We start from the raw sequence: 19,675 nt of genomic DNA on the forward strand, positions 1-19,675 counted from the left end.
AGCTCGCGGGCTCTGCGTATGTGGAGCAGGTGGCCCTTATGGAACGGGTTATATTCGGCGACAATCCCGACGACGGGATATAGCATAAAGTTTTCACCGTCCTTTCCTTTCATAAGGATAACACAGCGGCGGTACGATAATTTAAGGGAGGCAATCCAGTTCTAATGAAAATTCTTGTTCTCAACTGCGGAAGCTCATCGCTGAAGTATCAGCTCATCGACATGGAAGGCGAGAAGGTCCTCGCGAAGGGCCTCGTCGAGCGCATCGGCATCGAAGGCTCGCGCATCAAGCACACGAAGACCGGCCTCGACGCGGTGACGCGCGAAGTTCCCTTCCCCGACCACTCGGCGGCTATCAAGTACGTCCTCGACATCCTCGTCGATCCCGAGCTCGGCGTCCTCAAGAGCCTCGACGAGCTCGGCGCGACCGGCCACCGCATAGTCCACGGCGGAGAGAAGTTCACGCAGTCCGTCCTCGTCACGCCCGAAGTCGTCAAGGGCATCGAGGAAGTCATTCCTCTCGCGCCGCTCCACAACCCCGCGAACCTCATGGGCCTCAAGGCCGTCATGGACGTGCTCCCCGGCAAGCCGAACGTCGTCGTCTTCGACACGGCCTTCCATCAGACCATGCCGCCCAAGGCCTTCATCTACGGAATCCCCTACGAGTACTATGAGAAAGACCGCATCCGCCGCTACGGCTTCCACGGTACGAGCCACGGCTACGTCGCGAACCGCGCCGCGGAGATACTCGGCAAGGATATAAAGGACCTCAAGATAGTCACCTGCCACCTCGGCAACGGCAGCTCCATCACAGCGGTCGACGGCGGCAAGTGCGTCGACACCTCCATGGGACTCGGCACCGCCGAAGGCCTCCTTATGGGCACGCGCAGCGGCAACGTCGACCCGCTCGTCGTCATCAACCTCATGGAGAAGCTCGGCGACGCGCAGAAGGTCAGCGACATCATCCACAAGAAATCCGGACTCCTCGGCGTTTCCGGCGTTTCGAGCGACCTCCGCGACGTTGAAGAAGCCGCGGCGAAGGGCTGCGAGCGCTCCAAGATAGCCCAGGACATCCTCATCACCGGCGTCAAGAAGTACATCGCCTCCTACGCCGCCGAGATGGGCGGAGTGGACGTCGTGGTATTCACGGCCGGCATCGGCGAGAACGGCATCACCTTCCGCGAGGCCGTCTGCAAGGATATGGAATTCATGGGCATCAAGTTCGACGCTGAGAAGAACAACTGCCGCGGCAAAGAGGTTGTCATCAGCACGCCCGACTCGAAGGTCACCGTCATGGTAGTCCCGACCGACGAAGAGATGGCTATCGCGCGCGACACGAAGAGATGCGTGGAGGAAGCCGGCAAGTAAGAAATGCCCGAATATCTTGAATCTGCTCCCAAAAGCTGGAAATGCAGGCTCGTCCTGGCCGCCGTCCCGCGCGACGGCGCGCCTTACGAGGACGAGTTCACGCTGCCCTTCGACAGGGCCGTCAGCTACTGGGACCAGATATACCAGCCGCTCTCTGATTTGAATGTCAGGGTGACGGCCTTCCGCTCAGAGGGGCGCGTCGTCGCCGAGGTCTCCGTCGAGACGGAGGTCGAAGCGCCGTGCGCGCGCTGCCTCGAGCCCGCGAGAAGCCGCATAAAGGGAGAGCTCCGCTACATATTCTCGCTGCGCCGCGACGAGCAGCTGCGCGAGAAGAACGAGGGCGAGCAGGACGGCGACGAGGAGATAATACTTCTCGACTCGTGGGAGGACGAGATAGACCTGGCGCAGATGGTGTGGGAGACGCTGATAACGGCGCTCCCCGCCGCGCTTCTCTGTTCGCCCGACTGCCGCGGCCTCTGCCCGCAGTGCGGAGCGAACCTCAACAAGGGGCCGTGCTCGTGCAGAAGCGAGAGCGGGGACCCGCGTTTTGAAGTCCTGTGGAAATTTATGGAGAATCAATAAAAATAAATACTGCAAAAAACTGGAATCAGTGATACAATTACCCAGTTGGCAATATGTACCGGTGAAGATCTAAGGGGGGAAAAGACAATGGCAACTCCAAAGAGGCGAGTATCCCACTCCCGCACGCACAACCGCAAAGCTCACTGGCTTGGTTCACTCGAGGCTCCCAGCCTCACGACGTGCAAGCACTGCGGCGAGGTCATCGAGACCTACCGCGCCTGCCCGGCCTGCGGCTTCTACAAGGGCCGTCAGGTCCTCAAAATCACAGAAGAGAAGACCGCTGAATAAAATTTTTCAGACAGACTTTCGCCTCGCGGCTCCGGTTTACGCTTGGGCCGCGATTCTTTTATGCGCATCGTTTTCCCCGCCGCGCGAATTTTATAAAAATTCCCGATGAAATTGCGCCGAATGCTATTGACAACGGCGCGCGCTTATAATATCTTGTCTGCTGTTAAGACCAGCTCATAATATGAGCTTGTTTTTAGGAGAAGAAGATGCGTTCCGAAAGCAGAAAGCGGCGTCACAGCCAACTCTTACAACTGATAGAGACGAACCCGCTGCTCACCGACGAGGAGATATCAACAAAGCTCGGCGTGAGCCTCAGCACCGTAAGGCTCGACCGCGGCCTGCTCGCGATACCGGAGCTTCGCGAAAGGACGCGCGCGATGGCCGAGCACGCGGCGAGCCGTCTGAAATCGCTGCGCGACGACGAGGTCGTCGGCGAGCTTCTCGGCCTCGAGCCGAACAGCTGGGCGCTTTCGACGCTTCAGATAAATCCCGACATGGCCTTCCGCAGGACGGATATGGTGGGCGACTACTACATCTACGCGCAGGCCGCTTCGCTCGCGATAGCGACGATAGACGCGGAGATGGTCGTCTCCGCTGCGGCGCGCCTCAAGTACTGCCAGCCGGCATATATCGGAGAAAAGATAGTCGCGCGTTCGAAGGTCGGCACGCACAAAGGCAACAAATACGTGGTGAGCGTTCATTCAAAAATCGGCGAGCGTGAGATATTCGTAGGGCGTTTCGTCGTCGCCGCGATAGACAGCCACAATACCGAAAAATTGGGGGACGAGAAATGCTGATTGCACTTGACGCCATGGGCGGGGACCACGCCCCCGAGGAGCCCTGCAAGGCGGCGATACAGGCCTGCCAGCACGATCCGGAGCTTTCCGTCGCGCTGGTCGGCGACAGTGAAAGGATAAAGCCGATAATAGAGAAGGCGGACGCCTCGGTCCGCTCGCGGCTCAGCATCGTCCACACGGACGAAGTCATAACGGGCAGCGACTCCCCGTCGCTCTCGATACGCCGGAAGAAGAACTCGAGCCTCGTCGTCTGCTTCAACATGGTGCGCTCGCACGAAGCCGACGGCATCGTCTCCGCGGGCAACACCGGAGCGATAGCCGCGGGCGCGGTGCTCCTTCTCGGACGCATCCCCGGCATCGACCGCCCGGGCCTCGGCGCGGTGCTCCCCGTGCTCAACCGCTGCACGCTGCTGATGGACGTCGGCGGCACGGTGCGCTGCAAGCCGGTCAACCTTCTGCAGTTCGCCCAGATGGGCTCTATATATATGAAGCTTTTCAGAAACGTCGAAAATCCGTCGGTCCGCCTGCTCAGCAACGGCGAGGAGGCGACGAAGGGCGACGAGGTCATCTCCGCGGCGCGCGTGCTCATCGAGCAGACGAAGCTCAACTTCCAGGGCTACGCGGAGGGCAAGGACATCCCTAACGGCATATCGGACGTCGTCGTCTGCGACGGCTTCACGGGCAACGTCGTCATCAAATTCGGAGAGGGGCTCGGCGAGCTCATCCAGAGCCAGCTCAAAGAAGAATATAAACACCACATGCTTCCGAAAATCGGATGCTTCTTTATGCTTCCCGCGATGAAGCGCATAATGGGGCGCTTCGACTGGGAGAGGTACGGCGGTTCGCCGGTGCTCGGCGTCTGCGGCAGCGTCGTGAAGGTACACGGCCGTTCGCGCGCTAACGCAATCGCCAACGCGATAACGAGCGGCGCGAATTTCATACGGCGCAACGGCGTTGAGAGAATTCAGAACGAAATAGCGAAAGGCGCGGAGGATAACAATGATTAGCGGATACCCCGTCAGAATCGCGGGAACGGGGAGATATATCCCCGAGAAGGTAATGACGAATTTCGACTTCGAGAAAATTCTCGACACGAGCGACGAATGGATAGTGACGCGCACCGGCATCAGAAAGCGCCACTTCGCCGCCGAGGACGAGAAGTGCAGCGACCTCGCCTATAAGGCCGGCCTCGCGGCGCTCGAGGACGCGGGAATCGCGGCCTCGGAGCTCGACCTTATAATCGTTGCGACGGACACGCCTGACACCGTATGCCCCTGCACGGCGTCGAAGGTGCAGGGAATGCTCGGCGCGGCGAACGCAGGCACCTACGACGTGCTTGCGGGCTGCACCGGAAGCCTCACCGCGATGACGACCGCCATCGGCGGCATCGCGAGCGGCATCTGGAAGAACGTCCTCGTGATAGGCTCCGAGGATTTCGCCGGAGTGCTCGACTGGACGGACCGTTCGTCGTGCATACTCTTCGGCGACGGCGCGGGCGCCGCGGTGCTCTCGCGTTCTGAGGAGGGCAAGGGGCATTTCATCGCCGCGGAGCTCAAGGCCGACGGCGCGAAGCACGCCCTCATAACGATAGACAAGGAAGAGGGCCGCGAGGATCCCGTCCTGCGCATGCACGGCGCGGAGGTCTTCAAGTTCGTCAACGTGCATCTTCCTCCCTTCATAAAGAATTTCTGCGAAGAGTCCGGCGTCGAGCCATCTGAGATAGGCTTCTGGGTGCTCCACCAGGCGAACACGAGAATCATCGACAGCCTCTTCAAGCGCCTCGGCGTGCCGACCGAGCGCACTCTTATGAATCTCGAAAATTACGGAAACACGTCCGCGGCCTCGCTGATGGTGACGCTGGACGAAGCGATGAAATCCGGCTGTATCAAAAGCGGCGAAAAGGTGCTCTTTATGGCTTTCGGCGCGGGTATGACGCTGGGCGCGATGTTATACGAAGCATAAGGAGCGGATTGATAGATGTTTGAAAATAACGCGATAACCAAACTGCTTAAAATCAAATACCCGATAATCCAGGGCGGCATGGCCTGGGTCGCCGACGCGGACCTCGCGGCGGCGGTCAGCAACGGCGGCGGCCTCGGAATTATCGCGGCGGCGAACATGCCGCCGGAGCTTCTCGAGCGTCAGATACAGAAGATAAAGACGCTCACCGACAAGCCCTTCGGCCTCAACATCATGCTCATGTCGCCGACGGCGGGCGACGCCCTCGAGCTTGCCGCCAAGTACCGCGTCCCCGTAGTCACGACGGGAGCGGGGCAGCCCGGCAAGGTCATCGAGCGCCTCAAACCGCTCGGAACAATAGTCATCCCCGTCGTCGCGGCGGTCGCGCTCGCGGAGCGCGTCGAGAAGCAGGGCGCCGACGCGGTCGTCGCAGAGGGCATGGAGTCCGGCGGACACATCGGCGAGACGACGACGATGAACCTCGTCCCGCAGGTCGTCGACGCGGTGAAAATCCCCGTCATCGCTGCGGGCGGCATAGCCGACGGACGCGGCATGGCCGCGGCCTTCATGCTCGGCGCGAGCGGCGTGCAGATGGGCACGCGCTTCGTCTGCGCCTCGGAGTGCAACGCGCACGTCAATTACAAAGAAAAAATAGTCAAGGCCAACGACAGGGCGACCGTCGTGACGGGCCGCAGCCTCGGCCATCCGGTGCGCGCCCTCAAAAATAAATTCACGAAGCAGTTTGAGGAGCTTGAGGGCAGAAACGCCCCGGCCGCGGAGCTCGAGGCTCTCGGCGCGGGCAAGCTGCGCCTCGCCGTCGTCGAAGGCGATTCGGACATGGGCTCCTTCATGTCGGGCCAGTCGGCCGGGCTCGTCCATGCGATAGAGCCTGCGGCTTCTATTATAGAAAGCGTTGTAACACAAATGGAATCTATCCTTTCAGGATCGGAGAGATACGTCAGATGAAGTACGCGATGATATTCCCCGGACAGGGCGCGCAGCGCCCGGGAATGGGGAAGGACGTCTGCGATAAATATATCGCGGCGAAGAGGATTTTCGACGAGGCGGACGAGGCGCTCGGCTTCTCGCTGAGCGACATAATATTCAACGGCACGCCGGAGCAGCTCGCCCACACCGAGATAACGCAGCCCGCGATACTCACGGTCAGCGTTGCGATGTTCCGCGCGCTCGAGCAGGAGCTCGGCACGGCCGTTGAGCCGGTCTGCATGGCGGGCCACAGCCTCGGAGAATACACGGCGCTCGTAGCCTCGGGCGCTCTCTCGGTGAGAGACGGCGTCAGGCTCGTCCACAAGCGCGGCGGCCTCATGCAGAGCGCCGTCCCGCTCGGAGTCGGCTCGATGGCCGCGATTATCGGCCTCGAGCTGCCGACAGTCGCCGAGGTCTGCGCCGAGGCGGCGCAGGGCGAGGTCTGCGAAGCGGCCAACATCAACTCGCCGAAGCAGATAGTCATCTCGGGCCACGCGACCGCGGTCGAGCGCGCCGTCGCGCTGATCGAGCAGAAATACACCGCGAAGGTCGTCCCGCTGCGCGTGAGCGCCCCCTTCCACTGCGCCCTCATGCGCCCCGTCGCGGACGAGCTCAAAGAAGCCTTCGCGCAGATTGAGTGGCACGACCCGAAGTTCCCGATAATCGCGAACGCGACGGCGCTGCCCGTGCAGAAGGCGCAGGCGGTGCGCGAGGCGCTCTACGCGCAGACTTACTCGCCCGTCCTCTGGTCGCAGTCCGTCCTCGAGATGGAGAAGAACGGCGTCGACGGCTACATAGAGCTCGGCCCCGGCAGCGTTCTTTCGGGACTCGTCAGAAAGATATGCAACGGCAAGCGCCCCTACGCGGTTTCGAACTCGCAGGAGCTTCTCGCCGCGGCGGACTATCTGAGGAGCGGCGGAAATGCCAGATAAAAAAGTAGCGCTCGTAACGGGAGCAGGACGCGGCATCGGGCGCGCGATAGCGCTCGAGCTTGCGAAGCGCGGCTGCGCTGTCGCCGTCAACTACAGCCGTTCCGAAGGCCCCGCGAACGAAGTCGTCGAAGAGATAACGGCGGCGGGCGGCGAAGCCTTCGCCGTGAAGGCCGACGTCTCGAACGCCGAAGAGGTCAAGGCGATGTTCAAGGCCGCCGCCGAAAAGCTCGGCCCCGTCAACATCCTCGTCTGCAACGCCGGCGTGACGCGCGACAACCTTCTCATGCGCATGAAGGACGCGGACTGGGACGACGTTATAAAGACGGACCTCAGCTCGCTCTACTACTGCGCTAAGGAGGCCGTTCGCCCGATGCTCAAGGGCCGCTGGGGCCGCATCGTCGCGGTCTCGTCGATAAACGGGCTGCGCGGCAGCGCCGGACAGTGCAACTACGCTGCGGCGAAGGCCGGAGTCATCGGCTTCGTCAAGAGCCTCGCGCGCGAGGTCGCCTCGCGCGGCGTGACTGTAAACGCGATAGCGCCGGGCTTCATAGAGACGGACATGACCGCCGTCCTGCCCGAGGACGTGAAGTCGCAGTTCATCGCCTCGATTCCCGCCGGACGCGCGGGAACGCCGCAGGACGTAGCGGGCGTCGTCGCCTTCCTCGTGTCGGACGATGCTGCGTATCTTCAGGGACAGGTCATCGCCGTCGACGGCGGCGTGACGATGCAGTAAAAAGGGAAAAAGTTCCTACGGGACTTTTTGTATAAACAAGAGACATAAATACCGCAAAGGAGAGATTTGCAATGAAAATGGAAGAAGTACAGCAGAAACTTAAGGAAATCGTAATGGACCGCCTCAACGCCGAAGAGGACCAGATCAAGCCGGAAGCTTCGTTCGTAGAGGACCTCGGCGCCGACTCGCTCGACATCGTCGAGCTCATCATGGGCATCGAGGAAGAGTTCGACATCGAAATCCCCGACGAGGACGCCGAGAAGCTCACCACCGTCGGCGAGGCCATGGCCTACGTCAAGACGAAGCTCGGAGTCGAGGACTAATTAACGACTGAGACAATTGGGGGACTGCACGCCAGTCCCCCCTCTTCCAGGGAGGGAACCTATGACGCCGATGAATAACAGAAGAGTGGTAATCACAGGTTGCGGTGCCGTCACCCCAATCGGAATCGGAAAAGAAGAGTTCTGGAGCGCTCTTGAGCGCGGGGAGAACGGCGTAGACTACATCACGCTCTTCGACACGGAAAAACACACCACGAAGATAGCCGCAGAAGTAAAAAATTTCAATCCTGAAAACTGGCTCGACAAAAAAGAGGTCCGCCGCACAGACCGCGTGCTGCACTTCGCGGCGGCGGGAGCCGACCTCGCGGTACAGGACGCCGGCCTCGACCTCGAAAAGCTCGACAGAGATATGTTCGGCGTATATGTCGGAAGCGGGGAAGGCGGCATCCACACAATAGAAGAAAACTTCCGTCTGCTCTATGAAAAAGGGCCGAGCCGCGTCAGCCCCTTCATGGTCCCGATGATGATCACAAATATGCCGGCCGGATACATAGCGATACGCCTCGGCGCAAAAGGGCCGAACATGGCGGTCGTCACGGCCTGCGCGAGCTCTACCCACAGCATGGGCGAAGCCTACAACTGCATCGTGCGCGGCGACGCTGACGTCATGATCACCGGCGGAGTCGAAGCCGCAATATCGCCGCTTGCAACGGCCGGCTTCAGCTCTCTGAAGGCTCTTTCGGGACGCAACGACGACCCGAAACACGCTTCGCGCCCCTTCGACGCGGACCGCGACGGCTTTGTAATCGGCGAAGGCGCGGGAATCCTCGTCTTTGAAGAATACGAGCACGCGAAGGCCCGCGGCGCGCACATCTACGCCGAAGTCAAGGGCTACGGCCTCTCATGCGACGCGCATCACATCACCGCGCCCGCGCCGGACGGCGACGGAGCCTACCGAGCGATGGCCATGGCGGTACGCAAGGCTGGCTGGAAGCCCGAGGAGATAGACCTCATCAACGCGCACGGAACCTCGACGCCGCTCAACGAAAAGATGGAAACGGCGGCGATAAAGCGCCTCATGGGCGACGCCGCGGACAAAGTAATGGTTCAGGCGACGAAGTCGATGATCGGACACGCGCTCGGCGCCGCCGGCGCGATCGGCACGATAGCCGCCCTGCTCGCCTTCGAGCGCGGAATAGTACATCCGACGATAAACTTCCAGACGCCGGATCCCGAGTGCGCCGTCAACGTAGTGCCGAACAAAGCCGTGAACGCGAAGGTCGAAAGAGCCCTCGTCAACAGCTTCGGCTTCGGCGGACACAACGGAGTCATCGCCATCGAGAGCTGCAAATAACCAATCAATGAAAGACGACAAAAGGCGCGAAGAACAGCTTCGCGCCTTTCAATTAAAATTAGGCTATGAATTCAGAAACGCGGCGCTTCTCACCGAAGCGCTGACGCATTCGTCATACGCAAATGAAAACGGCACGACGTATAACGAGCGTCTCGAATTCCTCGGCGACGCCGTGCTCGAGCTCGTCACCTCAGCGCGCCTCTTCGCCGCATATCCGGGCTTCAGCGAAGGCGAGCTCACGCGGCTGCGCGCGCGCCTCGTCTGCAAAAACAGCCTCAGCGACTGGGCCTCTGAGAACGGCCTGAAGCCGCTCATACGCCTCGGCAAAAGCATAAAAAACCCGACCGACTCGATGGCCGCCGACTGCGTCGAGGCGGTGTTCGGCGCGGTCTTCAGCGACGGCGGCTACGAAGCCGCGCGCGGCGTGATATCGCGCTTCCTCGACACGAAGGGCGAAGCCGCCGTGCCGGTCATGGAAAAAGACCCTAAGACAGAGCTTCAGGAGCTATTGCAGGGCGAAGGCAAAACCGCGCCCCTCTACAAGCTTATAGAACGCCGCGGCCCCGAGCACGCGAGCAGCTTCAAGGTCGCGCTCACCGCCGAGGGCGGACTTTCCGCCGAAGCGTGGGGGCCGTCCATAAAAGAGGCGGAATTCAAAGCCGCTAAGGCCGCGCTTGAAAAGCTGCGCCGGAGCTGACGCCGCGCCGGAACGGAGGCAAAACCGCGCCGCGCCGGCACGACGCCGCGGTTTCGTGCTCATATACGTGCTTGCCGTATCGGCTGCGCTCGTCTCCCTGCTCGCGCTCGCTCTGAACAGCGCGCAGAAAACGGCGGAGGAAGATCTCGCCGCCGCGCGCCGCCTCCGCATAGAAAACATAGCAGCGCAGGCCTCCGCCGCGGCAGAGGCGTGGTTTTACGACAGCGCCGCCGCGATAGCGGAGGAGGCGGGCTTCGAGGCCGGTGCCGCACCCGAGAGCGACCCGACGCCGGACGTGCCGGAGGGCATATTCGCCGCACTGCGCGGACAGTTCCCGGACTACGTCATAAAGTGCGTCTGCTACGACCTTCATTATCCAGATTCATTTTCCGAAAACGCCTACGCCGCGCGCATCCCGCGCATACCGCCGCGCGCGGCCGACGAGGGCGGCGCAGTCCGCGCCTATTACATAAGGACGACGGTGAGCGAAGCCGGGGACGAAAAATATAAAACGACCGTCACGCTCGGCATGCGCGTGGAAAAATCGCCCTCCGGCGTGATCTCCGTCCGCACCGCGGGCGTCACTGAATAAAAATTTTCCGCCGCGCCGCGCGCGCACGGCTCTTGCAATCGCGGCTGAAACGATATAGGATAGTAAAAGTTTTGTATAAAACGGGGGATAGTCATGAAAATATCTCTTATCCAGCTCCAGATACTGCCGGGGGAGGAAAACGGCGGCGAGCCGCTCACCGAGCGCGTCATGGGGCTGATAGATTCATGCGCCGGCTCCGACCTCATCGTGCTGCCGGAGCTCTGGCACGTCGGCCTGCTCAGCTACCGGACGATATGGAACTTCGCCGAGGAAAAGGACGGACCGCTCATGCGCCGCATCTCCGAAAAGGCGAAGCAGCTGAACGCCTTCATCCACTGCGGCAGCTTCGCCGAAAAATGCGGCGACAAGCTCTACAACTCCTGCATACTCTTCGACCGCAAGGGCACCGACCTCGCGGTATATCATAAAATACACCTCTTCTCCTGCTACGGACACGAAGCCGACACCTTCACGCACGGAGACAAGGCCGTCGTAGTCGACACGGAGGAATTCGGCAGGGTCGGCCTCTCGATATGCTACGACATACGCTTCCCGGAGCTCTTCCGCCGCATGACCGCGGGCCTCGGCGCGGAGGTATTCATAGCGCCGACCGCGTGGCCCTACCCGCGCAAGGACGCCTTCACGATGTGCGCCCGCGTGCGCGCGCTCGAAAACTCCGCGCACTTCTTCGTCTGCAACCTCGCGGGACAGTACAAGCACCTGCGCATGCTCGGCAACAGCGCGATGATAGACACCTGGGGCGACCCCGTCTACCAGCTCGGCGAAGAGCCCTGCATACTCCGCTGCGAGTTCGACATAGAGACGACGAGACGCCAGCGCCGCGACTTCCCGACGCTCAACGACCTGCGCCTCGGCATGTTCGACTAGCGCCGCGCCGGACTGAGGCCCACCGCGAAAAATATGCGGCCGGCTATACACCGTCGCCGCAGCCGCAAATTATGCCCGCGCGCGCAAATTCAGCGCCGCGGCATGAAATTACGAAAATTCCGCAGAATATACGAAAAGCGCGCCGCCTCGAGGGCGGCGCGCTGCGTTTACCCTTCCGGCGCAAAATCGCCGGACATTTCCCAAATTATTCCGCGAGCGCCCACTTGAGCAGCTCTTCCGAAATTTTGTCCTTCACGGCGTGCTCTATGCCGCGCGCGCCGTTTTCGCCGTCGAGCGTCCCCGCGAGCGAAGCCGCGACGGCCTCCTCGTCGACGTGCTTTCTCTCCTCCTCGGACAAAGCCGCGGCTGCCTCCCTTATCCGCTTCCGCAGTATCTCCCTCTGCGTCTCGTCCGAAAGCGGCTTGAACTCTATCACGGAGTCGAAGCGCGCGAAAATCGGAGCGCCGAGCCTCTCGCGCGCCTCCTCCGCCGAAGCGTAGTTCGACGTGCAGATTATCAGCGCGCGGCGCGCATCTGCGCGGTAGTTCCTGTCCTCGTATATCCCCTCGTCGAAAACCTGATAGAAGGCGCTGTGAAAGACCGGGTTCGGCTTGTCGAACTCGTCGAAGAGTATCACGTTCGACTCGCGCTCCATGAGGTCCTTCGCGAGGCAGTTGCCCGTGTGCCGTCCGCCGAAGAGGTACGACGAGAACTCGTTGCTGTGGAACATCGAAAACTGCCTGCGCAGCAGAGTCTGTCCCATAACGTCGCTTAGATACTTCGCCGTCTCCGACTTGCCGACGCCCGTTGGCCCGTAGAAGAGAAGCACGGCGGGCTTCTCCGACGAGCCCGAGGCGAGCGGATATAGCGCCTTCAGCAGCTTCTCCTTGACCTCCGGTTGTCCGATGATGACGCCGTCATACTCGCGGTTGATTCTGCGCAGGCAGTCGAAGTCGAGCGTACGGTAGTCGTAGCGTATCGTCTTGACGCGGCTGTGGAGGCTCTCGAACTGCGAGACGACATGCATCGGCGGGTTCTGCAGATATATCGAGCCGACGTCGAACTGTCCGATAAAGCTGAGGAAGGAGTTTATCGCGCTCTCGCTGATGGAGGCGTACTGCTCCGAAAAGGCGACTAGGCACGGCACCTGCAGCCGCTCGGCCTCCCTCTCGGGATTTTCCGCGCCCCTGCGCGCGCTCTGTATCTTGAAGGTGTGCTCGCGCATCTTCCTGTCGCTGTATATCGCGAGCTCGCTTATCGTCGTGATGGGCAGGCGCTTGGGAAGGTGGCGTCTGAAACCGGACTTCGGGCCGTAGTAGAAAACTATCTTCTGAGTCATAACAGCATAACACTCCAAATATAAAATTTACATTTTTAAAATAGGGAATAGAAAGAGCCCCCGTCTCGCGGTAGCCCATCTTCCTGTAAAAATGCTGCGCGGCGTCGTCTGTCGGGATGGAGCAGAGCGCCGCGTCGAAGCCCGCCGCGGCCATCTTTTCCTCCCACAGCCGCAGCGCCTCCGCCGCGTATCCGCGCCCGCGGAGCTCCGGCCTGACGTGCATAAAATAAAGATAAGGTATGTAATCCCAGAGATACCCCCAGCGCAGGACGCCCGCAGTGCAGTCTCCGTCCTTTATCAGAAGCACCTCCTCCGGGCTTCGTTTCAGCTTTTCGCGCAGCCTCTCCGCCGGTATGTAGGAGTCGAACTCTTTTATCATATCCGCGTCGCAAGGTTCAGATATCTGCAAAGTCACCATAATATTTCTTCCCGCCCGTAAAATAAGGATTTTTTCAGTGCTGGCGCGGATTTCCGCCATTTTACCCTTACTGATTTGTCAGAAAATTGCATTGATATTATCACTAATTAGTGTTATTCTACAGCCAACAGGGCATAAGTCAATCTGTCGCAAGTTAAATGGGTAAGGGACTTTGAAATGAATTCTAGGGATCGTTTGAATGGGAAGCTAATTATAGCTTTAGGACGAACCTATAGAAACGCCCATCGCAAATCAAGTGAATTGTTTCGCGAGAAAGGATTGACGCTGGCCCAGTTCACCGTATTAGAACTTCTCTACAACAGGGGAGAGCAGACGGTGCAGAGCATAATCGACAAGGTGCTTTCGAGCAGCGGCAACATTACCGTCGTCGTAAGGAACCTTGAACAGATGGGGCTGGTCGGCCGGCGCGACAATCCTGAAGATGGTCGTTCCTATCTGATCGGTATAACGCCTAAAGGCAAAGCATTGATGGATGAGACCTTCGCCGCTCATATGGCGAATCTGGAGGAGGCTTTTTCAAAGCTGACGACGGAGGAAAAAGAAACGGTCGTCGCTCTTCTGAAAAAGCTGAAATAACAGAAAAAAGGAATTTCGTCCACTTTATATTTTTTAGAGAGATATCACTAATTAGCGATATCTTTACTGTTGTGTTGTTGTCTCGAAAAACTAACTGGAGAGTGATGCGTCGTCGGTGAAGTGTCAGTTTAGTGTTTAACGCCATCAACGGCTAAAACAAATTCCAAACTCACATAAAACTGAAAGGAATGATCTTATGCTGGAACATTGGACGACTTATCGCCCGGAGCTCGCGAAGGAGTATGAGGAAAAGGGATACTGGAAGAAAGAGAACTTCTCTCAGGTATTCGACAACATAGCCGAACGCTTCTGGGAGCGCGAAGCCTTGGTCGGAGGCGATCAGAGGTACACTTACGGCGAACTGAAGAAGGGGACGGACCGCCTCGCGCTTCATTTCGTGAAGATGGGGCTGAAACACCAAGATCGGGTTGTGGTGCAGCTCATAAACATTCCGGAGTTTGTCTTCATCTACATCGCGCTTCAGAAAATCGGAGTTATCCCGGTAATGTGCCTGCCGCAGCACAGATACACGGAGATATCCCAGATCGCAGCCAAAGCGGAGGCGGTCGGGTACATTATACCAGGTTTTGCCAAGAAGTATAATTATGTCGAGCTCGTCGAGCAGGTTGCCGCAGACCTTCCCTCGATGAAGCTCAAGATGATCGCCGGCGTGAACCAGGAAGTTCCCGAGGGCTACTACTACATCAACGAACTTCTCAACACGCCCATCGAAGGCGAGGACGACGCGGAGCTTCTCAGAAGCTACCTGCCCGACCCGCACGACGTCTGCATCATCCTTCTCTCCGGCGGTACGACCGGAATTCCGAAGCTCATTGCGCGCGAATACAACGCCTACCGCTACGTTGCGGAGGAGTCGAGCCGTGAGCTCGGGTACAACATGTACACCGTCCAGCTCGCAGTCGCCCCCGTCGCGCACAACATGGTGCTCGCGGCCCCCGGAATCCAGGGCGCGTTCTCGTTCGGCGGCAAGGTCGTAATGTCGACCTCCCCGAAGACCGAGGATATCTGCAAGCTCATCGAAAAAGAGCACATCACGCACGTCCCGATGGTCCCCGCTATGATTATCAACATGCTGAACTTCGAAGACCGTCAGAAGTACGACCTCTCCTCCTGGGAGATCGTCATCAACGGCGGTTCGAAGATCGAGCCGGTCGTCGCGGCCCGCGTCTATCCTGAGCTCGGCTGCCGCCTCATCTCGCAGTTCGGTATGTCCGAAGGCACCATCACCCAGACGAGCCTCTTCGACAGCGAAGAAGTCACCTACAACACGATAGGCCTGCCGGTCTCGCCGGCCGACGAGTGGAAGATCGTCGACAAGGACGACGGCCACGTCATCGCCGAAAGCGTACACGACGGCACAGCGCGCTGGAAGGGCGAAGCCGAGAAGCCCGGAGAGATAATCTTCCGCGGCCCGTACACGATTCGCGGCTACTACAACGCCCCCGACCACAACAAGAAGGCCTTCACGGAAGACGGATACTATCGTTCGGGCGACCTCGCGGCCATGCACGAAAGCGGGAAGGGCTTCGTAATCATGGGACGCATCAAGGACGCCATCAACCGCGGCGGCGAGAAGTTCAGCTGCGAAGAGGTCGAGAACCTCGTCCTCAAGAACGAGAAGGTCCACGATGCGGCGCTCGTCCCGATGCCCGATCCGGTTCTCGGCGAGAAGGCCTGCCTCTTCGTCTCCCTCAGAGACCCGAACGAGACGATCACGCTCGAAGAGATAATCACCTTCCTCGACGGCAAGCTCGCGAAGTTCAAGCTCCCCGAGCGTCTTGAGGTCCGCCCCGACCTGCCGCACACGAACATAGGCAAGGTCAAGAAAGAGGAGCTCCGCCAGGAAATCTACGCGATTATGGCGGAAGAGGAGAAGAACAAGAAGTAAACAACAGTCGTTCGACTGTACGGCCACGGTGCGGAGACTGGGTGTTCTCCGCACCGATTATACAAATTGGAGGTAGCTTTTATGCAGATATTAGAGCCTGTAAAATTTAGGAATCTCGAACTCAGAAACCGTCTCGTGTGGCTCCCGGCAGTCACCTGCATGGCGGACGAAATCGGCTTCGTCACCGACGAGCTCATCGAGCGCCACGTTGCGCGCGCGAAGGGCGGCTTCGGACTCATCGACGTCGAAGCCTGCGGCGTCCTCGACAGAAAGAGCCCGCATCTTCTCCGTATATGCGACGACAAGTTCATTCCCGGACTGAAAGAGATGACCGACGCGGTACACGCCGAAGGCTGCAAGATGACGCTCCAGCTCATCCACTACGTCAAGCAGTCCGTCCGCACAGGCTGGAAGCAGGCTATCGAAGATCTCAGCTATGAAGAAATCGACGAGATAAAGAAGCAGTTCGTCGACAGCACGATCAGAGCCCGCAAGGCCGGCTTCGACGGCGTCGAACTCCATGTCGCGCACGGCTACACGCTCTCCTCGTTCATCTCGCTCCTCAACAAGCGCACCGACAAGTACGGACGCAACACCGAGGGCCGCTGCCGCATCGTCACCGAGATAATGGACGACATCCGCAAGGAAGTCGGCTACGACTACTGCGTCGGCTGCCGCATCTCCGGCGAAGAGTTCGTTATGGGCGGCAACACGCTGAAGCAGACGACCGAAATCGCGAAGATATTCGCGCAGGCCAGCATGGACTTCATCAGCGTATCGGCCGGCGGCAAGACCGAGGACGGCCCGTGGTACACTGGCTACAGCGGAAGCCGCTGCATGGCGACCGCGAACCTGCCCTACGGCTGCCACGTCTATCTCTCGAGAGGCATTAAGAACGCCCTCCGCGAGATCAACTCCGACATCCCCGTCATCGTCTCCGGCAAGGTCAAAGACCTCCAGCACGGCGAAGAAATCTTCCAGGCCGGCGACGCGGACCTCATCGGCGTCTGCCGTCCGGCGCTCGCCGACCCCGACTGGATCAAGAAGCAGGTCGAGGGCCGCGAGAAAGAAATGATCAAGTGCGTCTACTGCAACGGCTGCCTCGAGCGCGACCAGAGACACGAAAAGGTCAACTGCGTTATCGCCGACAAAATAGCCGAGCGCAAGGCCGCGCAGCAGGCTCAGCAGAACTAGTTGAAATTATCCGTCCGCGCGGGGGCGCGCAAGCGCCTCCCCGCGCAGCGACGTACAGCGAACAGTTGGGCGTCCCCGCGGCGCCAGACTGGGAGGTATGCCAATGGATATTCTGGGTAAGGTAAACAAAGTCCCGGGCGGCATTATGGTCGTTCCGATGCTCATCACGGCGGTCATAAACACCTTCGCGCCCGGCGCGCTCAAGATAGGCGGCCCCGTGACCGGAGCTTTCAGCGGCTACGGCGCTATGGCCTTCATCGGAGCGCTGCTCTTTACTGCGGGAAGCCAGGCGAAATACAGCGACCTTCGCCTGATTTGCTCGCGCGGCGGCGTGCTCGTAGTCGTCCGCCTTCTCGTCGCCTACATCGGCTCGTGGCTCACGATTAAGTTCTTCGGCCTCGACGGCTTCTGCGGAGTCTCCGCGATGGCGATAACGATCCTCCTCGCGAACTGCAACCCCGGCGTCTACATGGGGCTTATGCAGTCATACGGCGACAACGTCGACAAGGCCGCGATGGGCATCATCAACCTCATAGCGGTTCCCGCGACGCCGCTCGTCATCCTCGGCATAGCCGACGGCACGGGCTTCGACTATATGAGCGCGATATCCACGCTCGTTCCGTTCACGCTCGGCCTGGTGCTCGCCAACGCCGATGAAAAAATTCGCAAGATGTTCTCGACCGCCACGCCCGTCGTGCTTATGTTCGTCGGCGCGTGCCTCGGCGCGAGCATCAACATGAAAGCGATAGCCAACGTCGGCGTCGCCGAAGTTATCCTGATAGCGATACACATCTTCATCTTCCTGCCTATCATGATAGCCGCCGACAAGATTATACTGAGACGCCCCGGCTACGCCGCAGTCGCTGCGACATGCCTCGGCGGCTTCGCCGTCGTAGCTCCGCGCTTCATCGGCGAGAGCCTGCCGCAGTACGCGCCCTATGTCGAAACGGTCACCGCTCAGATGGCGGTCGTCCTCGTCGTTTCGATAATAGTCTACCCGTACATCACGAAGTGGATCGTCTCGAAGTTCGGAAGCGGCGCGCAGCCTGCGCAGCCCGCTGCGAAATAACCTCCGGCGCGCAGCTCGGCCGGACAAGCCAGTTTTATCTTCCCGCCGTTTCTCGCTGAACGGCGGGAAGCTTGGGGAACAGGGGGAGCGTTATGAGCAAAGTCATATCTTCATCGTCGGCAATATCACTAATTAGAGATAATTCTGTGGTAGGCATCGGCGGGTTCGGAGGCTGCTCCGCGCCTGACGACATTCTGCGCGAGATGGCGAAGTCGTACTCTGCTCACGGAACTCCGAAAAACCTCTGCGCCGTATGCGGCGTATCCCCGGGCGACCTCACTGAGGACGGCTGGGGCCTCAGCATAATAAAAGCCCCCGGCCTCGTCACGTCGATATACGCCGCGCACGTCGGCATGCCGCCCGCAATCGGCCGCGCCGTCAGCGCGAACCAAATCGCGGGCTACACCGTGCCGCTCGGCGTCTACGGACACCTTCTCCGCGCGATTGCGTCGCGCAAGCCGGGCGTTATAACAAAAATATGGCTTCATACATTCTGCGACCCGCGCCTCGAAGGCTGCAAGGTCAACGAGCTCGCGCGGGAATCCGGGCGCGAGGTCGTGTCGCTCATCAACATAGACGGGACGGAGTATCTGCATTACAAGCCGTTCCGTCTCGACGCGTGCATAATCCGCGGCAGCTACGCGGACGAATACGGCAACATCTCTCTGGAAGAGGAAGCAATCTACAGCGAGCAGGCCGCGATGGCGGCCGCCGTCCACAACAACGGCGGCACGGTCATCGTGCAGGTCAAGGGCATATTCAGACGCGGCGTCCTCGACCCGCGCCACGTCGCGATACCGGGCGCACTCGTCGACTACGTCGTCGTCGCGAAGCCCGAGAACCACTTGCAGTGCTACGACGGCGCGCCGTTCCGTCCCGAGCTTATCGGCGACGTGCGCGCGAGGCTCGACTCTATCAAGCCGATGGCGCTTACGCCGCGCAAGATATGCGGACGGCACGCGGCCTTTGAGATAAAGGGCGGCTCCGTAGTCAACCTCGGCATCGGCATGCCCGACAGCGTCGCGAGCGTCGCGAACGAAGAGGGCATAAGCCATCAGGTTACATTCTCGCTCGAGACGGGCGTTTTCGGCGGCGTTCCGATACTCGGCGTCGCCTTCGGCGCGGCGGTCAACCCCGAGGCGCTGCTCTCGATAACGGACAACCTCGACATGTACCAGGGCGGGATGCTCGACGCCGCCATCCTCGGCCTCGGCGAGGTCGACGAAGAAGGCAACGTGAACGTCTCGAAGTTCGGCTCGCGCTGCACCGGCCCCGGCGGCTTCATCGACATCACTCAAAGCACGAAAAAAATCTGCTTCATAGGAACCTTCCTCGCGGGGCAGATGGAATATAAAACGGGCGACGGAAAGCTCACGATAGTCAAAGACGCGGAAAAGAAGAAGTTCCGCAAAAAAGTCCAGCAGGTGACCTTCTCGGCGCAGTTCGCCTGCGAGACGGGGCAGGAAATACTTTACATAACGGAGCGCGCCGTCTTCCGCCTCGAGCCGGAGGGCGTGACGCTCATAGAAAAGGCGCCGGGCGTCGACGTCGAGCGCGACATCATAGCGAAGATGGACTTTGTCCCGAAGATATCTCCGAACCTCAAGCTCATGGACGAGCGGATATTCACCGACAAAAAAATGCGAATCAGCTTCATCGACGAATGAGGCACGAATATACAACAAAGCGCAG

General features: G+C 59.8%; 20 protein-coding genes. 19 read left to right on the forward strand and 1 reads right to left on the reverse strand.

From position 1 onward, the window contains the following. Positions 1–164 precede the first annotated feature (164 nt). From ABGT66_RS05020 to ABGT66_RS05085, 14 genes are all read left to right on the forward strand, one after another. The gene (locus ABGT66_RS05020) at positions 165–1,367 is read left to right on the forward strand and encodes an acetate kinase (protein ID WP_303148860.1); all 1,203 of its coding nucleotides are present in this window, start codon (positions 165–167) and stop codon (positions 1,365–1,367) included. 3 nt (positions 1,368–1,370) lie between these two features. Next, on the forward strand, positions 1,371–1,949 hold the full coding sequence (locus tag ABGT66_RS05025) for a DUF177 domain-containing protein (RefSeq protein ID WP_346688833.1): 579 nt from the start codon (positions 1,371–1,373) through the stop codon (positions 1,947–1,949). 87 nt (positions 1,950–2,036) lie between these two features. Further along, on the forward strand, positions 2,037–2,237 hold the full coding sequence (rpmF, locus tag ABGT66_RS05030) for a 50S ribosomal protein L32 (RefSeq protein WP_087362859.1): 201 nt from the start codon (positions 2,037–2,039) through the stop codon (positions 2,235–2,237). 206 nt (positions 2,238–2,443) lie between these two features. Beyond that, positions 2,444–3,034 (forward strand): transcription factor FapR, encoded by a 591-nt coding sequence (fapR, locus tag ABGT66_RS05035; protein ID WP_346688835.1) that lies wholly within the window; start codon positions 2,444–2,446, stop codon positions 3,032–3,034. Beyond that, on the forward strand, positions 3,028–4,041 hold the full coding sequence (plsX, locus tag ABGT66_RS05040) for a phosphate acyltransferase PlsX (RefSeq protein WP_346688837.1): 1,014 nt from the start codon (positions 3,028–3,030) through the stop codon (positions 4,039–4,041). The genes fapR and plsX overlap by 7 nt, the downstream gene beginning before the upstream one ends. Beyond that, positions 4,034–4,996 (forward strand): beta-ketoacyl-ACP synthase III, encoded by a 963-nt coding sequence (locus tag ABGT66_RS05045; RefSeq protein ID WP_346688838.1) that lies wholly within the window; start codon positions 4,034–4,036, stop codon positions 4,994–4,996. The genes plsX and ABGT66_RS05045 overlap by 8 nt, the downstream gene beginning before the upstream one ends. A 15-nt stretch (positions 4,997–5,011) precedes the next feature. Beyond that, the gene (gene fabK / locus ABGT66_RS05050) at positions 5,012–5,959 is read left to right on the forward strand and encodes an enoyl-[acyl-carrier-protein] reductase FabK (RefSeq protein ID WP_294195141.1); all 948 of its coding nucleotides are present in this window, start codon (positions 5,012–5,014) and stop codon (positions 5,957–5,959) included. After that, complete coding sequence (fabD, locus tag ABGT66_RS05055) at positions 5,956–6,912, forward strand: ACP S-malonyltransferase (protein WP_346689266.1); 957 nt, start codon at positions 5,956–5,958, stop codon at positions 6,910–6,912. The genes fabK and fabD overlap by 4 nt, the downstream gene beginning before the upstream one ends. Further along, positions 6,902–7,645, forward strand: coding sequence for a 3-oxoacyl-[acyl-carrier-protein] reductase (fabG, locus tag ABGT66_RS05060; RefSeq protein WP_303148870.1), 744 nt, complete (start codon positions 6,902–6,904; stop codon positions 7,643–7,645). The genes fabD and fabG overlap by 11 nt, the downstream gene beginning before the upstream one ends. Positions 7,646–7,716: 71 nt before the next feature. Next, a complete protein-coding gene (gene acpP / locus ABGT66_RS05065; protein ID WP_294195148.1) occupies positions 7,717–7,968 on the forward strand; it encodes an acyl carrier protein in 252 nt (83 codons plus the stop codon). Between the two features lie 61 nt (positions 7,969–8,029). After that, positions 8,030–9,280 carry a beta-ketoacyl-ACP synthase II gene (fabF, locus tag ABGT66_RS05070; RefSeq protein ID WP_346689268.1) on the forward strand — a complete coding sequence of 417 codons (1,251 nt, stop codon included), beginning with the start codon at positions 8,030–8,032 and terminating at the stop codon, positions 9,278–9,280. 7 nt (positions 9,281–9,287) lie between these two features. Beyond that, entirely contained in the window at positions 9,288–9,977 is a 690-nt protein-coding gene (rnc, locus tag ABGT66_RS05075; protein ID WP_346689270.1) for a ribonuclease III, read from the forward strand. 55 nt (positions 9,978–10,032) lie between these two features. Further along, entirely contained in the window at positions 10,033–10,569 is a 537-nt protein-coding gene (locus tag ABGT66_RS05080; protein WP_346689272.1) for a hypothetical protein, read from the forward strand. A 93-nt stretch (positions 10,570–10,662) separates the two neighbouring features. Then, on the forward strand, positions 10,663–11,457 hold the full coding sequence (locus ABGT66_RS05085; protein ID WP_346689274.1) for a nitrilase-related carbon-nitrogen hydrolase: 795 nt from the start codon (positions 10,663–10,665) through the stop codon (positions 11,455–11,457). A 205-nt stretch (positions 11,458–11,662) separates the two neighbouring features. On the opposite strand, the gene ABGT66_RS05090 is transcribed toward ABGT66_RS05085, so the two are convergent. Continuing rightward, entirely contained in the window at positions 11,663–12,796 is a 1,134-nt protein-coding gene (locus tag ABGT66_RS05090; protein WP_346689276.1) for an AAA family ATPase, read from the reverse strand. Between the two features lie 697 nt (positions 12,797–13,493). On the opposite strand from ABGT66_RS05090, the gene ABGT66_RS05095 reads away from it, so the two are divergent. From ABGT66_RS05095 to ABGT66_RS05115, 5 genes are all read left to right on the forward strand, one after another. Further along, positions 13,494–13,811 (forward strand): MarR family transcriptional regulator, encoded by a 318-nt coding sequence (locus tag ABGT66_RS05095; protein WP_294194728.1) that lies wholly within the window; start codon positions 13,494–13,496, stop codon positions 13,809–13,811. Between the two features lie 196 nt (positions 13,812–14,007). Continuing rightward, entirely contained in the window at positions 14,008–15,720 is a 1,713-nt protein-coding gene (locus ABGT66_RS05100; RefSeq protein ID WP_346689278.1) for an AMP-binding protein, read from the forward strand. An 81-nt stretch (positions 15,721–15,801) separates the two neighbouring features. Continuing rightward, positions 15,802–16,914, forward strand: a complete 1,113-nt coding sequence (locus ABGT66_RS05105; protein ID WP_294194732.1) for an NADH:flavin oxidoreductase — start codon at positions 15,802–15,804, stop codon at positions 16,912–16,914. A 103-nt stretch (positions 16,915–17,017) separates the two neighbouring features. Continuing rightward, positions 17,018–17,983, forward strand: coding sequence for a 2-keto-3-deoxygluconate permease (locus ABGT66_RS05110; RefSeq protein WP_346689280.1), 966 nt, complete (start codon positions 17,018–17,020; stop codon positions 17,981–17,983). A 92-nt stretch (positions 17,984–18,075) separates the two neighbouring features. After that, complete coding sequence (locus ABGT66_RS05115; RefSeq protein ID WP_346689281.1) at positions 18,076–19,650, forward strand: CoA-transferase; 1,575 nt, start codon at positions 18,076–18,078, stop codon at positions 19,648–19,650. The last annotated feature ends 25 nt before the right edge of the window (positions 19,651–19,675 follow it).

Source organism: uncultured Cloacibacillus sp. (assembly GCF_963926575.1).
Classification (GTDB): Bacteria; Synergistota; Synergistia; order Synergistales; family Synergistaceae; genus Caccocola; species Caccocola faecigallinarum.

Coding starts and splice junctions, on each gene's coding strand:
- ABGT66_RS05020 (WP_303148860.1), top strand. CDS start 165: ATGAAAATTCTTGTTCTCAACTGCGGAAGCTCATCGCTGAAGTATCAG.
- ABGT66_RS05025 (WP_346688833.1), top strand. CDS start 1,371: ATGCCCGAATATCTTGAATCTGCTCCCAAAAGCTGGAAATGCAGGCTC.
- rpmF (WP_087362859.1), top strand. CDS start 2,037: ATGGCAACTCCAAAGAGGCGAGTATCCCACTCCCGCACGCACAACCGC.
- fapR (WP_346688835.1), top strand. CDS start 2,444: ATGCGTTCCGAAAGCAGAAAGCGGCGTCACAGCCAACTCTTACAACTG.
- plsX (WP_346688837.1), top strand. CDS start 3,028: ATGCTGATTGCACTTGACGCCATGGGCGGGGACCACGCCCCCGAGGAG.
- ABGT66_RS05045 (WP_346688838.1), top strand. CDS start 4,034: ATGATTAGCGGATACCCCGTCAGAATCGCGGGAACGGGGAGATATATC.
- fabK (WP_294195141.1), top strand. CDS start 5,012: ATGTTTGAAAATAACGCGATAACCAAACTGCTTAAAATCAAATACCCG.
- fabD (WP_346689266.1), top strand. CDS start 5,956: ATGAAGTACGCGATGATATTCCCCGGACAGGGCGCGCAGCGCCCGGGA.
- fabG (WP_303148870.1), top strand. CDS start 6,902: ATGCCAGATAAAAAAGTAGCGCTCGTAACGGGAGCAGGACGCGGCATC.
- acpP (WP_294195148.1), top strand. CDS start 7,717: ATGAAAATGGAAGAAGTACAGCAGAAACTTAAGGAAATCGTAATGGAC.
- fabF (WP_346689268.1), top strand. CDS start 8,030: ATGACGCCGATGAATAACAGAAGAGTGGTAATCACAGGTTGCGGTGCC.
- rnc (WP_346689270.1), top strand. CDS start 9,288: ATGAAAGACGACAAAAGGCGCGAAGAACAGCTTCGCGCCTTTCAATTA.
- ABGT66_RS05085 (WP_346689274.1), top strand. CDS start 10,663: ATGAAAATATCTCTTATCCAGCTCCAGATACTGCCGGGGGAGGAAAAC.
- ABGT66_RS05090 (WP_346689276.1), bottom strand. CDS start 12,796: ATGACTCAGAAGATAGTTTTCTACTACGGCCCGAAGTCCGGTTTCAGA.
- ABGT66_RS05100 (WP_346689278.1), top strand. CDS start 14,008: ATGCTGGAACATTGGACGACTTATCGCCCGGAGCTCGCGAAGGAGTAT.
- ABGT66_RS05105 (WP_294194732.1), top strand. CDS start 15,802: ATGCAGATATTAGAGCCTGTAAAATTTAGGAATCTCGAACTCAGAAAC.
- ABGT66_RS05110 (WP_346689280.1), top strand. CDS start 17,018: ATGGATATTCTGGGTAAGGTAAACAAAGTCCCGGGCGGCATTATGGTC.
- ABGT66_RS05115 (WP_346689281.1), top strand. CDS start 18,076: ATGAGCAAAGTCATATCTTCATCGTCGGCAATATCACTAATTAGAGAT.